General features: G+C 45.2%; 24 protein-coding genes, 1 other RNA gene and 1 pseudogene. 3 read left to right on the forward strand and 23 right to left on the reverse strand.

Annotation, left to right across the window (positions count from 1 at the left end; translation table 11 throughout):
* Positions 1-70 precede the first annotated feature (70 nt).
* The 22 genes from ACOQOE_RS06140 to ACOQOE_RS06245 form a co-directional block, all read right to left on the reverse strand.
* A complete protein-coding gene (locus ACOQOE_RS06140; protein WP_420555199.1) occupies positions 71-619 on the reverse strand; it encodes a hypothetical protein in 549 nt (182 codons plus the stop codon).
* A 23-nt stretch (positions 620-642) separates the two neighbouring features.
* Complete coding sequence (locus ACOQOE_RS06145; RefSeq protein ID WP_420555200.1) at positions 643-1,377, reverse strand: hypothetical protein; 735 nt, start codon at positions 1,375-1,377, stop codon at positions 643-645.
* A 13-nt stretch (positions 1,378-1,390) separates the two neighbouring features.
* Positions 1,391-1,813: a Mor transcription activator family protein gene (locus tag ACOQOE_RS06150; protein ID WP_420555201.1), complete on the reverse strand. Its 423-nt coding sequence runs from the start codon at positions 1,811-1,813 to the stop codon at positions 1,391-1,393.
* Positions 1,806-2,453: a gp16 family protein gene (locus tag ACOQOE_RS06155; RefSeq protein ID WP_420555202.1), complete on the reverse strand. Its 648-nt coding sequence runs from the start codon at positions 2,451-2,453 to the stop codon at positions 1,806-1,808. The genes ACOQOE_RS06150 and ACOQOE_RS06155 overlap by 8 nt, the downstream gene beginning before the upstream one ends.
* Positions 2,454-2,918: a hypothetical protein gene (locus ACOQOE_RS06160; protein WP_420555203.1), complete on the reverse strand. Its 465-nt coding sequence runs from the start codon at positions 2,916-2,918 to the stop codon at positions 2,454-2,456.
* Between the two features lie 116 nt (positions 2,919-3,034).
* Positions 3,035-3,205: a hypothetical protein gene (locus ACOQOE_RS06165; RefSeq protein WP_420555204.1), complete on the reverse strand. Its 171-nt coding sequence runs from the start codon at positions 3,203-3,205 to the stop codon at positions 3,035-3,037.
* Between the two features lie 63 nt (positions 3,206-3,268).
* On the reverse strand, positions 3,269-3,793 hold the full coding sequence (locus ACOQOE_RS06170; protein WP_420555205.1) for a hypothetical protein: 525 nt from the start codon (positions 3,791-3,793) through the stop codon (positions 3,269-3,271).
* 152 nt (positions 3,794-3,945) lie between these two features.
* Positions 3,946-4,218: an HU family DNA-binding protein gene (locus ACOQOE_RS06175; protein ID WP_420555206.1), complete on the reverse strand. Its 273-nt coding sequence runs from the start codon at positions 4,216-4,218 to the stop codon at positions 3,946-3,948.
* Positions 4,219-4,234: 16 nt separating this feature from the next.
* An RNA gene (locus ACOQOE_RS06180) (hammerhead ribozyme type II) lies at positions 4,235-4,298 on the reverse strand.
* Positions 4,296-4,466, reverse strand: coding sequence for a hypothetical protein (locus tag ACOQOE_RS06185; RefSeq protein ID WP_420555207.1), 171 nt, complete (start codon positions 4,464-4,466; stop codon positions 4,296-4,298). Before ACOQOE_RS06185 ends, ACOQOE_RS06180 begins: the two co-directional genes overlap by 3 nt.
* A gap of 19 nt (positions 4,467-4,485) precedes the next feature.
* Positions 4,486-4,911: a hypothetical protein gene (locus ACOQOE_RS06190; RefSeq protein ID WP_420555208.1), complete on the reverse strand. Its 426-nt coding sequence runs from the start codon at positions 4,909-4,911 to the stop codon at positions 4,486-4,488.
* Positions 4,904-5,140, reverse strand: coding sequence for an HU family DNA-binding protein (locus tag ACOQOE_RS06195; RefSeq protein ID WP_420555209.1), 237 nt, complete (start codon positions 5,138-5,140; stop codon positions 4,904-4,906). Before ACOQOE_RS06195 ends, ACOQOE_RS06190 begins: the two co-directional genes overlap by 8 nt.
* Before the next feature lie 8 nt (positions 5,141-5,148).
* Positions 5,149-5,790: a DUF3164 family protein gene (locus tag ACOQOE_RS06200; protein ID WP_420555210.1), complete on the reverse strand. Its 642-nt coding sequence runs from the start codon at positions 5,788-5,790 to the stop codon at positions 5,149-5,151.
* A complete protein-coding gene (locus ACOQOE_RS06205) occupies positions 5,787-6,041 on the reverse strand; it encodes a hypothetical protein (protein ID WP_420555211.1) in 255 nt (84 codons plus the stop codon). The genes ACOQOE_RS06200 and ACOQOE_RS06205 overlap by 4 nt, the downstream gene beginning before the upstream one ends.
* Positions 6,034-6,222: a carbon storage regulator CsrA gene (gene csrA / locus ACOQOE_RS06210; RefSeq protein WP_420555464.1), complete on the reverse strand. Its 189-nt coding sequence runs from the start codon at positions 6,220-6,222 to the stop codon at positions 6,034-6,036. Before csrA ends, ACOQOE_RS06205 begins: the two co-directional genes overlap by 8 nt.
* A gap of 19 nt (positions 6,223-6,241) precedes the next feature.
* Entirely contained in the window at positions 6,242-6,502 is a 261-nt protein-coding gene (locus ACOQOE_RS06215; RefSeq protein WP_420555212.1) for a hypothetical protein, read from the reverse strand.
* Positions 6,499-6,849, reverse strand: a complete 351-nt coding sequence (locus ACOQOE_RS06220) for a hypothetical protein (RefSeq protein WP_420555213.1) — start codon at positions 6,847-6,849, stop codon at positions 6,499-6,501. Before ACOQOE_RS06220 ends, ACOQOE_RS06215 begins: the two co-directional genes overlap by 4 nt.
* A complete protein-coding gene (locus tag ACOQOE_RS06225; RefSeq protein ID WP_420555214.1) occupies positions 6,846-7,487 on the reverse strand; it encodes a hypothetical protein in 642 nt (213 codons plus the stop codon). Before ACOQOE_RS06225 ends, ACOQOE_RS06220 begins: the two co-directional genes overlap by 4 nt.
* A gap of 13 nt (positions 7,488-7,500) precedes the next feature.
* Positions 7,501-8,238: an AAA family ATPase gene (locus ACOQOE_RS06230; protein WP_420555215.1), complete on the reverse strand. Its 738-nt coding sequence runs from the start codon at positions 8,236-8,238 to the stop codon at positions 7,501-7,503.
* A gap of 40 nt (positions 8,239-8,278) precedes the next feature.
* Positions 8,279-10,357 carry a Mu transposase C-terminal domain-containing protein gene (locus ACOQOE_RS06235; protein WP_420555216.1) on the reverse strand — a complete coding sequence of 693 codons (2,079 nt, stop codon included), beginning with the start codon at positions 10,355-10,357 and terminating at the stop codon, positions 8,279-8,281.
* A gap of 9 nt (positions 10,358-10,366) precedes the next feature.
* Positions 10,367-10,840: a hypothetical protein gene (locus ACOQOE_RS06240; RefSeq protein ID WP_420555217.1), complete on the reverse strand. Its 474-nt coding sequence runs from the start codon at positions 10,838-10,840 to the stop codon at positions 10,367-10,369.
* 105 nt (positions 10,841-10,945) lie between these two features.
* Entirely contained in the window at positions 10,946-11,224 is a 279-nt protein-coding gene (locus tag ACOQOE_RS06245; protein WP_420555218.1) for a helix-turn-helix domain-containing protein, read from the reverse strand.
* Positions 11,225-11,420: 196 nt separating this feature from the next.
* Here ACOQOE_RS06245 and ACOQOE_RS06250 point away from each other — a divergent pair, with 196 nt between their 5' ends.
* Positions 11,421-12,110, forward strand: coding sequence for a LexA family transcriptional regulator (locus tag ACOQOE_RS06250; RefSeq protein ID WP_420555219.1), 690 nt, complete (start codon positions 11,421-11,423; stop codon positions 12,108-12,110).
* Between the two features lie 459 nt (positions 12,111-12,569).
* On the opposite strand, the pseudogene ACOQOE_RS06255 reads toward ACOQOE_RS06250, so the two are convergent.
* A pseudogene (locus tag ACOQOE_RS06255) lies at positions 12,570-12,956 on the reverse strand (transposase); the annotation flags it as partial.
* A 296-nt stretch (positions 12,957-13,252) separates the two neighbouring features.
* On the opposite strand from ACOQOE_RS06255, the gene ACOQOE_RS06260 reads away from it, so the two are divergent.
* Both ACOQOE_RS06260 and ACOQOE_RS06265 read left to right on the forward strand, forming a co-directional pair.
* Entirely contained in the window at positions 13,253-13,618 is a 366-nt protein-coding gene (locus ACOQOE_RS06260) for a helix-turn-helix domain-containing protein (protein WP_420555220.1), read from the forward strand.
* Entirely contained in the window at positions 13,611-14,861 is a 1,251-nt protein-coding gene (locus tag ACOQOE_RS06265) for a type II toxin-antitoxin system HipA family toxin (RefSeq protein ID WP_420555221.1), read from the forward strand. The genes ACOQOE_RS06260 and ACOQOE_RS06265 overlap by 8 nt, the downstream gene beginning before the upstream one ends.
* Positions 14,862-14,865: the final 4 nt, after the last annotated feature.

Genomic DNA, 14,865 nt, shown 5'->3' on the forward strand with positions numbered 1-14,865 from the left:
TCCCCGATAGGGTTAGAGTCCTTAAGTTTCGTTAGGACTCCAGCTTATCGGGGATTAGGGTAGGGGCGGTTTAACCTTGGTTAGATGTTTTGTTGTTGCGGAAAGTTAGCTTGAATTCTTCTCCGTAGATTGATGAGTAATTGATCTTAATTGTGATATTTTTCAGCAACTTCCTGACATCATCTAGCTGAGCTTTATCCGTCCCAAAGTCTCCATACACTTCAAAAGCCTCTTTATAAGCACCTTGTTTATAAGATTCTCCAGCATGCCAGCCTCTAAGAGTAATAGAAGTGGCTGAGCTATGCCCATAGCCTTGGATTATTCTTGTAATTTCTTCAATCGTATCATCGGGAGTAAGTTCGGTGTCGTAAATAGAAAGGGTATACGATTGAAATATAGCTGGCCCTAATCCATCATTACTTATAGCAAAGGCAATTTGTGGACTTTGTAAACTCAAAGTTGAATGAACAACAAGGTGAGGCTTAACTGATAATCGATTGTGCTTTCTTGCAATATATCCCTGCCATAATGTAGCACCCATAGCGCTAGCAGCAATGATTGCCGCAACATTTTCACCAAGCCAAAACCATATGCATGTGAAAGGACCAATGCATTCCATTAATAATACCCTTGAATAGTTAATTAACTAATCAGTCCGTTAGTACACATGTGATTACTAATAATTGCTTCACTACCATCTGAATCAACATTGAATGGCGCTTCAGCGTCAGTAAGCGTAAGGGTAATCTTAGTATCATGTGGCACTGATTTATTGATCAGTTTACAGGCTTGGTTGGCAAGCTGTTGCTGTTTACTTAGGTCTTTGATTGCCATGTAGAATGTATTCTTTTTGGTACTTTCCCATCCAGCAAAAGCTATGTTTTTCCAACCATATATCTCTCGTTTAACTTGTTCTTTGGAAAGATTTATTCTTGGCTGGAATTCAGTTTTATCTACTAAAGTTATTTGGTAGTTATCGTTAATCCAGTTGTATTTACCAGATGAACTGGTTCTTTCTATTGCTGGTTGCAGATAGCCGTGTTTAGCATCCTGCAGGACCCAAGAGACAATATTACGCTCATGAAGTCTCTTTATTTCATGGCCTATAAACTCATGCCCATAATAATCAGCCCGCGCGTAGAATTCATATGGTGGCTTTATGATAATGATACTCATGTCTTGTTGAGATTTTCTCCATACGAACTGGTAAATATCATCTTTCTGGCCTAAATAGGAAATTAATAGAATGGAATCTTTATTAATTTCATAACCGTAATAGTTACCATTAATAACAGTGTATTTATGTTGTGGTTTTGCTGCGAAGAGAGTCGTAGAAAATAAGAATAGAAATAGGGTGGTAAACGTAGCCCTTAACATTGGAAATTCCTTTTTAGAACAGCTCAGGTTGAATCCTCTTTCTACAGTATGCCCTTTGCTCTTCAATAATTAAATAAACTTGCTTCACACTTATGTCGTACTTAGTTGCAAGTTCTGAAGGTTGAACACCTTTTTCAGCCCAATCTTTATGCAGGTCAATATTCCTAATGGCTCGTTGTAGTGCATCTTTTTTAGGCAGGTAGAAATAGCGGCCGCCGCAATACATGGATTGTTCATGCAGTAGGGTGAGGCTTATTTTTTGGGCCTCTTCTTCGTCATATCCCATGCGGTTTAGTGCAGCTGAGAATATGTCAATTAAGGCGGTGAGATCCCTAGGCCATTTTTTACGCACTTCTGCAGGGATCTCGCTCATGTGGCTGGCGAGATCGTCGGTGTAGGAGTTTTCGCCTAGTAGATCTTTTTGTTCTTCAATCATGTTTAAGCTCCTTCCTCGTTTTGCAGTATGTGGGGGCGTTTTCTACACCGTATTCGTAGAATTTACCGTGGTACATGATGCGGTGTTTATCTAATAGCTGTTTTATCGCTACGGCGGGGTTTAGGCTTTCTGACGTTACGAGTTGATTGACCGTGCGTATGTCTTCGCGCCACCATTTTGCCCACACGCGCTTATGCCACTGCTTTAGACTTTCGAGTACTGGGGATGCGAGCTTGGTGCGTTCGAGCCATTCTAGCTCTGCAATGCCAACGCCGCCGTTCAGCTTGCTGCTTTGGCGTTCGGCCCATTTGGTAAGGGCCATTTCTGAGCCATCATCGATAATGCCTTGGTGGTACATCTCGATCCAAACTGCGCGCATTACGTCAATAATTTGGCCGGAAGCTTTTGGGCTGTATTGTTTTTTAGCACGGCGGGTTGTTGGTGCTTTACGCTTGAATCCACATTTTTCAAAGTGGTTGAGCACTTTGTAGAGTTCGCTAATGTGCATGTCACTGCAGCTTCGCTTGCCAGATATTTGCTGAAGCGTGTCGCGATAGATATCGTCATCTAGCTTGAGCTGCTTTTTGGCAATATGGATCTGAGCCAGCGCTGATTTGCGGTTATCTTTTTGCGTTTTCATTTAGTTACCTGAGAGCGTCCAATCAATGTCAGCAATGTCCATAACTGCCGCACTGATAGCTGCTCGTTTTGTTTGTTTATTACTTGCTGTAACTTCTTGCGGAAGAGGCTCTATCATGATCGCGTCGGTTGTCTCTAGTACGCGCTTAAGGTAGTTATGGTTACTTAGAGGTTTAAAGCTGCCTTGTTGCTGCTTTGCTCGCATGGATTCAACAACGTTAGCCATTGCCGTTAGAAGCTGAGGCTCAGCCGCTAGGGCTAACGTGTCTTGCGCGAGTTTTAACGCTCTATTATTTGCTAAGTCTCTTGATTGCGATCGGAATAAGCCAATGTATGTCACCAGTACGGTCCCCGTGCTTTTATCAAGTCGTGTTAGGAGCGTTAATAGGTCTCTGCCTGCTTCGTCCTGAACCAGTTGTTCTAGGCTGATGCGGCTATGGCAAACAGGACAGCGAGTTAGTTGCATGATGTTCTCTCGTTTTGTTCACAATCAGAAGTAGCCCGCGAGCCACTTTTGATTATGGCGGTGATAACACCGCAATCACGGGGACGCTAAGCGCCCCGTATTTTTACTTTATTTGGCTAGTCATCTAAGTCCAATATTCGAGATGTAGCCCCGATCTCACTGGCGTTATCCCAGCGCCACGCGTCAGCTTTCTCGACGCTATCAAATACAAGGTTATTACCAGATTCATCACAAATAATTTCTGCATCTACGCCATCGTGAGAGTTGTTTAAAATTATTGCTGACATACCTATCACCGTTTAATAAGTTCGACAAATAACAAGTCGGTCAAAACCGATTCTACCTTTGGGTTACGCCGCATGCTGTTGCAGTGTATCGATAGCATCGAGCACGTTAGCTAGCTCGTCTAAACTCGGTTCGTAGCGTTGTTCGTTCCAGTTTACTGCGATACCTCTACTGTTGATTTGTAGCGTTATATCCACTGGGATCGTACGCATCAACTTGAATAGAACCTCTTCTGCGGGTGCTTTTGGTGCTGCCGAGGTTTTTACTTTCGGCTTAGGCTCAGCCTTAGGTTGTTTCTTTGGCTGAAGTGATGGTGTCTGTAATTCTTGACTGCTAGGGCTTGGTGGTAGCTTGCTTGCACCATTTAAAAAACCACCATCGGTTAGGCCTTTAAACTCTGTACGCGTAATGCTCCATTGCCCGTTCTGTTGCTGTTTAATAAGCTTCCGGCTTTGTAGTTCTTCAAGTACATTTTTTAACTGCGCTTTACTTGTTAACCCGTCGACCAACGGGATTAGCGTACTAACGCCCATCGCCCCGCGTTGCCCGAGTGCGTTAATGATGTTCTTTTCAATTTGAGTCAGTGACATGCTGCTGTGCTCCAAATTTAAGAAATTTTCTTATATCTCTTCTTTTTCGACTTCTGTACATTCTGTAACCAGAGTAAAAGAGAACGTTAGTTCTTTATCTAGGCCACGGATGGCCGCTCTGCATCCCGCCCCGTTAGGGGCGGATTTTCCTTCTAGTTCAGCGCGTCTTTTAATACTTTTGATGGTTTAAATTTGGCCACTTTTGCCGCTGGAATATCTAGCGCTGCGCCTGTTTGCGGGTTGCGACCTGTACGGGCGGTGCGTATACCTGCCGTTAATTTCCCAAGCCCTGGCAATGTCACTTCACCATCTTTTTTTAATTCGAAGGTTGTAATATCTCCTAGCGCATTGAGCATTCGGTCTGCTTGGGATCTCGTGCAATCGCTGACACGTGCAATCGCGCTAATTAGTTCTGCTTTGTTCATCATATTTTCCTTTAGTTGTTAGCTGCTCATCAGTACCCAGCCGCTACGCTAGATAGACGCCTTTGTGAGGCGTTTCGCTATTCATCAGGCCGAATGTCTGTTTCCCCTAGGAGCCAGCGCAGAGCATCCCTTACGCCTTCTTCATAGGTACCCTCATCGTGATCAGTTTTACCGTGCATGACGCGCTCTTCAGCCCAGCTTGCTAGTTCGTAAATATCATCATCAGATCGGTCCACTTGAATGCCCATAATGGCCTCCGCTGCTTATCTATTTGGTTATTACATGGCCTATTTGCAGTACTTCTAACGCCTCTAGTTTTTTATATTGACGTTTTAATGGGCCAAACTTTTCAAATAATGGCTCATACCAAACAATTTTCTTACTGAAGTCGTAATGTTTATTAGCTTTGCGCTTTCCAAATATCTTGATCAGTTCCTTTTGTTCTTTGGGAGGGTAAACAGAGCGGCTTCGTTGCTTCCACACCTGAGTCACAAGTGGATTATGCTTCTCAGAATCTACTTGCCCCCAGGCTAAGTTATAAACACCGTCGATATAAACGATGATTCCTAATTTGTTCTCTGCAATGATCTCTTTTGATAGATGAATCTCCTTTCCATCTAGCGATAGCTTGACTGAGCAAAATGAGCCTTTTAACTCTTGTTCTATTTTTTCCCACTGTTCTTGGCTAATCATTGAGTGTCTCCCTTACGCTTTTTCCTTGGCGGAATCGGACGCCTTTTGAGCCATCTTCTCGCTCGGCAATATCAAATAAGCCAAACCCTTCAATAGCGACGGGGTGGCCGTTTTTTAACTGGTGCAAAATTGCAGTGCCTATCGCATCTATAGCGTCTTCCGCTTGTGGGGCGGTAAGCCGCGCCTGCATGGCGACGCGGGGTGCTATGTGCTTTCCGGTTACAATCATGAGTTACCTCACACACTCGCTAGGTCTAAAGGAATTGGCTTGTATTGATCCGTTTGTCCTATACGCTCATACACACGGATATAGACAGCGGTGCCTACGTTTTGCAGGGCATCTTTTAATGCTTGCATGGCCAGCTGCCACTCTTCGTCCTCTATATTGAGGCGCATAAGTTCCAGTACTTTGCCGGTTTTGATCTCTTGCTTTGAGTTAGTTCTAAATGCCTGGCTAACGATGGCGCTAACGTTTTGATTGGCACCCTCGGTCCAGCGCTTTAAGCAGCTATCAATTAGCTCTTTAGCGGCTTCTATCTCTTCTGTGAAGGCAACAACCTCACGAAATGCGCGCTGGATTTTGTAGCGGCCGTCGTATGAAGTAAGGCTGACATTGCCTTTTTTTCCGCCAAGTTTGACGCCGTATCGATCACCTGCAATGGCGACTAAATCATCAATGTCTTGCAGTGCAGCGGTTTTGAATTCTGCTAGGGCGGTATGTAATGCGATCGCTTTTGGTGTGAGCTCATTAACTAGCGCATCACGCAATAAATCTTGCTCGCGTACTTGGTCGGCAGGGACTAAATGACCCGCTGCATTTTGCATGAAGCCTTCAGGAATATGAGGCTGTACGATCGGCTGTGCTGTTTGTGTACTCATGCTACGTTCTCCCGTAGTGGTAAATGCAATAAATATTCAAGTTGGCCGTTATGCTCATCGACTACGCTTTTAAGTACGGCTTGAGTGGTTGCGCCGTTATCAAAGCGGTCTAGGTTTCGTTCTAAATGGCCACTGTTTACAACCATTGCTGCGTTGGGGTTAGCCGTTGTTACGGTTGATCCGATACCCCAAAACATAACTGCGCCGATTTCACGTGTTTTTGGTAGATCAATAATTAAGTACTCAGTCATTTTTATGATCCTCGTTTTTCTCTTTCTGGATACGCTGGTAGATCTCTTCACGGTGGACAGCGACGTTTAGTGGTGCATGTATTCCAAGGCGGACTTGGTTGCCTTTGACCCCGAGAACGGTGACGGTTACTTCGTCACCTATCATTAAGGTTTCGCCGATTCGGCGAGTTAGAATGAGCATTCCTTTATTTGACATGGTTTTAATCCTTTTCCATCCAGCGAACTTCACAGCCATTTACACAGGCTGCCATTTCAACTTCTCGACCGTTTGCTGTTGGGCGGATCGCCTTCCAGCTAACGGGTAGTGCTCCCGTTTTACGTGGACCACGTAATAGATGCAGGCGAGGGTGTGCACCCTCAATTTCTATATGCGTTACGGTTAAGCCTTCTGCTATTAATGCGCTGGCTGCAGCCTGAGTGTCTGCAAGCTTTTGCATAATATGGTTGTTTTGAGTGTTCATATTTCACCTCTATCGGGGTTGTGCTTGCAGGTTCGGCAGGCGCGGTACAGCGCTACGCGCTGAGGGTTGCTGCTTATAAACGGCATTTCGCGGTTTTTTTGGCATGATTTGTTATCTATCTCGCCTAAAATTGGGCATGTGTTTTTGGCGGTGTACGCCATTATTTTTTGTTCCATTGCTACGGTGCTGGCTGGGTATTTGTTTGCCAGTAGCGTGCTGACGGATGCGCGGTCTACGCCTAGGCGATCCCCAGCTGCTTTTTTACTGCCTGATTCCGCCACTACGGACGCTAATACACGGATAAACTCTGGGGGCGTTTCTCCCCATGCTGAAATATCAATGTTCATGACAGCTCCTCGGGGTCTTCACAGTGCATAACCTTGTTTAGATTTGGGTCGTAGACTGTTTTTACGCGTTGAACTTGTGGGGCACGAGGCCCTGTATTCATCGCGGGTTTGAGGAAAAATCGTTCTAATCTATTCGGCCCACCAGGACGAGTAATTTGTAAGTAACCTGCTTTTTTTAATGCCGTGATATAAGCTTTTGCATAGCGGGTATTGATATCAATGCCGCTTGCAGAGATATGGGCCGTTAACTTAGCTACATCTAGTTCCCCTTTAAGTATCCGTAGTGTTCTCCACATGCATTCACTACTTAACCCCTGAGTAACCGGTTTTCCTTTGCGGTCTAAACGCGGGGCTTCTATTCCGTTGTGTTTAATCTGGTAATAACGGAATTTTCTTCTGCCTTCAGCTGGGGCGGGCGTTAGAAATTCACCCGCTACTAAGCTTTTGATGTAGGTTCGAGCTGTTTCTACTTCGACGTTAGCGTGAAAAGCTACATCGTTGAGCCAGAAAACCTGATTTTTTAACTTACAGATCTCCTCCCAAATTCGTTGGCGGGCTGATTTACCTCCTATCATTTCCATCTGCGCAGGTTTCCTATTTGCGGCGGTGGATTCTGATTCTTTTGCTGCTGTATTCATGCTGCCTCCCCCCTTAAATCCGGCGCTTAGGCGCTTCGCCTGTATATAGTTCTGTTTTGCCCCAGGTCTTAAGATCGACTACTTCCCAGCCGTTGGTCATCGCTTGTTCTTGCACAAGTTCTAAATTTACGGCGACGCGACGAACGCTTCCTCCGGATATCTCTACTAAATGTTGTAGTAAGTCGTTTTCTATATGCACTTGATTGGCATAGAGAGGGATTAGCTTTTTAGCATCGTCTAAGCTAACGGGTTGAGCAGGCACCCACGCAAGAACGCGACCGTGGAACCGTTCCCATTTTTTGAGCTTGTTGGGGAGCTGCTCTTCACCGATCAGTAATATAGGGGCTTGGCTTGATTCGTATAGGTCGCGAATTAGTTCGACTGAGTTTTTCTCTACGATATGATCCATTTCATCAATAATGAGGGGGCGGCCGCTCATGGCGAGTTCTTGTGCCGCTTGCTCTAACATTTCGGGAATTGTTGGCGCTGGCTTCATTCCCATCTCGTGAAGAATGGCTACGAGCGTGTGTTTTTTTGTCCACACGCTTTTTGCTTGAACGTAGTAAGCTCGGCGGCGATTCGCTACGTGTGTAGCTGCTACTGATTTACCGTAGCCCGATGGGCCATAGAGGCAAACCATGCCGGGTAGGCTGGCTGAGCGCTCTATCGCACGTTCTAGGGCTACGTCGCATAAACCAAGGTTGGTTATTTCTGCGATTCCGCCATTGATATGAGTATTAATTGTCGTCATACTTTTATTGCTCCATTTTGCAAGATTGATGGCACTGGGATCAGAGGGTTCGAGCCTCTGGTCCTATCTTTAATTCTTCACTTGTACGCCGTGCCCAGGCGCTAAATTCTTTACTTTTTCCGTAGGTTTTAAACCAGAAGGCATGCACGTCTAGTACGCTTTTTCCATTCAAGTACGCTTGATATAGGCTGATACGTTCGGCTGGCGTCATGTCTTGTAGTGAGCGTTCAGTGGATTCTGTTACTACGGTTTCTTCTATTGCTGCGGTTCTGCCTTTGATTAGTTCAGGGGTTATGGAACCGATACCTGGAATGTAAGCCGGTGTGTCTTGTTCTAGTGCTGGGCGACCATTCAGTTCTGCCTCGACTTCTTCTAGTTTTACTTCTAGGCGGCGTTTTCTTCCTTTTGCTCGGTTTTCGCGCGCTTGTTCAACAACGCTTCGAGGCATGTAATCTTGGCGGTTGCCATTCAACTCAGCCTTGCAGATAAGGGTTCCGCTTTCGGGTTCGTAAACCCATACGTATTGGGGATCATTGAGATCGTAGGCAATATGTACTTGTTCGCCGTGCCATTCTGTTAATTCATGGCTGAAGTAGATATTGCTCATAAATTTAATCTCGCCGCGGTTTGCTGTACGAGTGGTGCGTGGGCGGAAAACCTGAGCAGCGTCATCGCCGGTTAGGGTGATTGGAGACCAGCCTTCGTCTTTAAAGTGGTTCCAAACTTCATCTGGGGATTGGTGGCGACGCTTGCCGAGCGAATCAGTTATTTTAGGTAATGTGCTGTGTGGGCGGCTGTTGTACCAGTTGATACGTTCATTCACCATTTGCATAAAAGATTCCCAGCCCATTAGGTGCATAACACCGCCTTGCTTTACCGCTTTGCGGCTGAGTTTGAACTGATCATGACGGGCTTCTTGGTCCATATCTTTACCGATAAAGCCGGCTTGGCCTTTAGCTGCATCGACCCATAAAGTTTGATGTACACGTTCTATCACGCCACGCGCCTGTGAGCTGTAGGGCAGAGAATGCGTCATTGTGCTGCCTAGCCTGGCGAGTACGCCGGTTGCTTTGTCTTTAAGTAGTGCATTGGCATATCCGCCGCCGTTGTCGACATAAATCAGCGCGGGGACCGCTTGTGTGCATGAGCTGATAAGTGCATCGAGTACGGCGATGCTGCTTTCTGCTAAATCAACCGATACGCCAACAACGCGGCGTGTGGCAATGTCGATAAAAGTGGTGATCTCTGGGCGGAATGGGCGACCATGAAAGGGGTGCTGTACCTCGCCGTCATGGGTATGTCCATCTGCGCTGTAAATGTCCGCAGGTAACAGCTGACTAAAGTCGCGGCGCATAAATGGCAGTATGTTTTTAAGCTCCCGTGCACCCATACGGCCACGCTCTTTGGATACGTTGCCCATTTTCTTGATAAAGCGACGCACTGCGTAGATGCTTGGTGGTGTACCTTCGTACCCTTCAGTGAATTGGCGGTAAGCGTGTTCTACGCTGGGTTTTTCTGGACGCTGCCAGCACATTAAGAAGCTGTTAGCCCACTCGGGTATTTTGATCTCTCGTTTAGATGCAGGTGCTAGTTGTGTTGTATCTTTTGCAAACCAGCGTTTTATGCTGCGATCACTGGGGTAAATGCTGTCGGAATTACCGCGTGGGTCTTTGGCTAGCTGCAAAGCTTTATCTAAAACAGGGTTTATTTGTTCAAGCTGGCCTGTTTTTGCTTGTGCCAATAAAGCCGCGATTGCGGATTCTTTACTGATACCTTGATCGTACATTGCGTTAATGGCGGTTATAACGGTTGCACGTGCATCGGCTGTACTCCGCTGGCGCTCATTTAAATCCACGTGATGCACGGATACTGGCTTGTTTAATACCGCTCTTGATTCATGTAAACGCGGCATGAGTGCTTCTATCTGTTGCACCTCAAGTGCTTTGCGAGCAACGGCCGGTAGGTTGCTGATGTGGTATTCATAACCACCGCCCTTGCCCATGCGTTGCTGCGCTTCCCATTTTTCACGTTTAGCCAGCTTTATGAGCCCTGCAATAGAACCTGGTAATACAGATAAATTTATCTCTGTTAACTCTTTGGCTGTATACCACTGCTTCATAATCAATCCCTACAGCAACTCAGGCTGCTTAAATTTCTCAATATTGCCGCGCTGAAAGGCGAGCTCTTCCATTAACTGGGTGACAGCCTGCACTGCTTCGTCTAACCCTTCTTGGCTGTCATAAAATTCCAACAGCAACCCCAGCACTTCATGGGCAAATTTACTTAGCTCATTCAGCTCACGATGTTTCGCTTGGCGACCAGTCGGCACTTTCACTAATAGATAACCGGCGCTATGCGCCAGATATTGCGTCATGTAGTCAGCACCACAGGCATTCTCAAAGGCGCGAATTTTAAGGGCAGGCATTCGGCCTGATTCCAACCACTTATAAAGCGTAAAGTGGCTGGCCTCGGCCATAATCTCTGCAACCTGTTCAACGCTTCGATTCAACCGATCGCTCGCATGCCTAACGCACAATTCAGAGCCGTGTCTTAGGCTGTGTGGCTGAACTCGCTTCCAATTAATCTGTCTTCGCTGGGTCATTGGCTTGGCTCCTTTATCCAAACAAAAAGCGGTTTTGCCCCTATACCAAACAAAGCCCGCTGGCTAAGCTGGTTATAAATACGGCTAACGGAGATACTCATGACCTCAAGCAACCCGACTATTTGTGCCAATAAATTCGCCAATTTTTGTGCTACGATTTGCATAGCGCGAAGGCCAAATTTTTTCGGGCTCAGTTTCAAGGAAAGCAGCAACTATCCGCTCGACTTTTGGATAAGGGGCTTTAAATACGTTATAGAAAGTGGTGGGGTTGCTATAACCGCTTTGGCGGGCCAGCTCGGCGACAGAAATGCCGCGCTTACGGATGGCCGCTAGAATGTCCTGGCGATGCCAATCTTGATTTAAGTGAGTTTTTTTATTGCTCATTTTTTTTACGCCTCGTGTTAACCAGTTTACTTAATCTGTTTGTCTCTCAGATATGGGTTAACAGTATACGTATTTGGGAGTTTTGTAAAACATATTTGGGAGTTAAAAGTTCCAAATATGAGTGATTTGTTTATTTTTTGTTATAACTAATTGATATTTAAGGGTTAAATTTTAAACAAATATGGTAGATAAAACTTTGAACTCAGTTAAAAGTTACGAATCCGAGCTTGGTGAGAGGATTAAACTGTCCGCTTTAGAAGTGGGTGGTAAAAAAAACCTCTCACATTTGACTGGAATACCCGAATCTGGGATTTATCGCTACATCAAAGGTGAGAGCGCGATGCCCGTGAAAGCTCTTGTGAAAATAGCTAAGGCGGCAGGGCTTTCCGTTGAATGGCTTGCAACAGGCGAAGGGTCTATGAGGCCAGGCGAGGTAAGAGAGGGGCGGGCAAACTACAGCGTTGAGATGGGCGAGTTTGCCTTAATTCCTGGCTATAACGTCGAGGTGGCTGCGGGGGTCGGCACCTTCCCTGGTGGTGAAGAATCGACACGTAAGCTGGCATTCCGTCATAAATGGCTTAGATATAGAAATCTTAAGCCAGAGAACTTAGTGCTAGTCTTCGCTAAAGGCGATAGCATGGAGCCAACTATCAACGATAACAACACGCTAATGATCGACACCAGCAATCGTGAGCTGATTGACGGCCATATATATGTCATACGTACTGATGGTCACTTAATTGTTAAGCGTATTCAGAAGCTCTGGAACAAAGGCATATTGCTACTCAGCGACAATAAAGAGTATAGAGAGCAACAAATAGAGCCAAATGAAGCGGATGATTTAGAAGTTATAGGGAAAGTTGTTTGGATAGGGAAGGATGTATAATAGAGGCAAGGACTGCCACTGTATAGTTAGCGGCTTTTTTGTCCAGAATGACAAATAAAGCGCTAACTCCTTAAGTTGGTGAATAGCTAATCGCTAAATTGAAAAACATCTAACGCTGCGCAGTTTATTGTTATATTACTTTCTAGCCCCCGTAATATGGGAATCCCACCAAAAACCATTTAATCCCATATTATCCCGCTTATATATGCCAATAAGATCACTAGATCACAGCCTCGCGAATGCGGGGCTTTTTGCTCCTTGGACTATGCAGATGAGAACTGCGCAGTTCGAGCCGAGCGAAGCGAGACCACATCGGAGCTTGCGACGATAGCCCGAAGGGGAATAATCTGCTTAGTCCTACCAGATTTAAAAAAGCCTCGCGAATGCGAGGCTTTTTGTTATCGGGACTATGCAGATGAGAACTGCGCAGTTCGAGCCGAGCGCAGCGAGACCACATCGGAGCTTGCGACGATACTCCTTAAAGATCTTACGTGCCAAGCCATGCAGCTCCAACAAATGGCGGAATTTAAGAATCGTCGAATGATCTGGAATGAGGGCGTCCAATGATAGACCTGCAAAAATTCGCATAGATGCAATCTCGTAGAGTGCATCTTCCATAGCGGGATCGCTCATGCTGTACCACTGCTGCATGCAGTGAATACGTAACATCGTTGCTAGCGGATAAGGGCGGCGGCCGTTACCGGCCTTGGGATAATAGAGCTCGATCACAGACTCGAATCTCTGCCAAGGGATTAGCGATTCCATACGCCCCAGAAAAATCTCCTTACGAGTTTGGCGGCGCTTGCTACGGTATTCACTATTGGAAAAGGTGAGCTGGTGATCCATCGAACATTCCTCAGGTTGTCTGTCTGAGAATTATCTCTTGATGGGGACTTGATCACAGGTTCCCTAATGGCTGGTTTGAAGAAACTGCTCAATCAGTTAATTTAACACCTTCATATTCACAGTAGAATAGCTTTAGCTCCAACCCATGTTTGCAGGATTTATCTTGGGTTGGAGTAAACCCACTTCATTAATGCCGCAGTCATTATTTCTGTTTTTAGTATCAACTTATGGATTTATTTTGTTGAAAAATTAACTTATTGGTTTATATTTATGATTAATGAACTAATAAGTTGATTATGGATATGCGCTTCCAAGAGCAGGTCGGTCAAGAGATCGTTAAACACCGTAAAGCTAAGGTGGGTCATCAAAACGCTATGCAGGCTCTGACCGGGATGAAAACCCAGCAATATAACCGGTTAGAGAATGGCGCTGATGTTCGGCTGTCAACGCTATTTAGGGTCACTGATGCATTAGAACTGGAAATGGCATTGGTGCCTCGTGATCGTATGTTGTTAGTTGATATGATCCTCAACGCTTCTGAGTCGGAGTTGAAAGAATATAAGCAATTTATGCTTCAACAACTTCAGTATGAAAAGTCATCAGCTGATTCATCGCCGGAAACTGGAATAGATGCATTGATGAAGGATTTGTCAGATGAGTGAGAAACGTCAAGAGAAGGTGACTGCTTTAAGTCTTATGCTCCATGACATCCAGATTGGGGTATTGGTTAATTGCGCTAACTCAAAAAATATTTTGGTATTCTCTCCTGAGTATCAAAAACTGCATCAAGCTATAAAACCTACCTTCTCATTAGTTCAGATCGATGATGAGCAATATCTGTCAAATCCCCAAATGAGAACACTGCGTTTACCGCCGGTGCTGTCGAATTTGCTGCCTGAAGGGGCATTAAAAAAATGGATGGCTCAGGGAATAAAAGTCAGTGAAGACAATGAATTCCCACTATTGGCCTATGCAGGGGAAAATTTACCGGGAGCGGTCAAGGCTCAACCACTAACAGCAGACAATATTCCTTCTTGGGCACTAACCAGTCGTGAGCAAGTCGAGCCCGTATTAATAGATCTAGGAACTCAGTCTCGTAAGTTTTCGCTTGCGGGCGTACAGATAAAGTTTTCCTCCGCCTACAAGGATGGGCGTTATAACATCGATTCGAATTTTGAGGGGGATAATTGGATCATCAAAACCCCATCAACCGTTCACCCTAACGTTCCTGAAAATGAATACACTGTTATGCGTTTAGCTGAAGCAATCGGTGTTGAAATACCAGAGATTAAGCTGGTGGAGCTTGATGAGTTGAAAGGTCTTCCTGATATTGCTCTTCCAAATGAATCACATGCTTTTGCCATTAAGCGGTTCGACCGTACAGAAAAAGGTAGGGTACATACGGAAGACTTTGCTCAGATTTTTAGCCTCTATGCCAGTGAAAAATATGACAAGGCTAACTATGAAATGATAGGTAGAGTCTTATATAAATATTCAAGCATTAGAGATGTTCAACAGTTGGCTGTTCGTCTTCTGGCAAATATTTTGTTGGGTAACGGTGACGCACATACGAAGAACTTCTCTGTGATTTACCCTGATCATATTAACCCTGAGTTATCACCCGCATACGATATTGTTTTTACTGCAGCATACATTCAAGGTGAGAGTGATATTGGGTTGAATATGGCCAAAGAGAAAAACTGGTATCGACTTTCACTTACGCACTTTGAGGAATGGTCGAACAGAATCGGAGTGCCTTGGGTTGCTGTTAGAGAATCCTTGAATACTGCAATTAAAAGATCAAAGGCATGGCCCGAATTGCTTCAGGGGTTGCCTATGCATGAAAAGCACAAGGAGAGTCTAAAGGCTCACTGGGCTAAGCTCCATAGTGATTTCAGTCTGTAAAATC

Source organism: Neptuniibacter marinus (assembly GCF_965223595.1).
GTDB lineage: Bacteria > Pseudomonadota > Gammaproteobacteria > Pseudomonadales > Balneatricaceae > Neptuniibacter > Neptuniibacter marinus.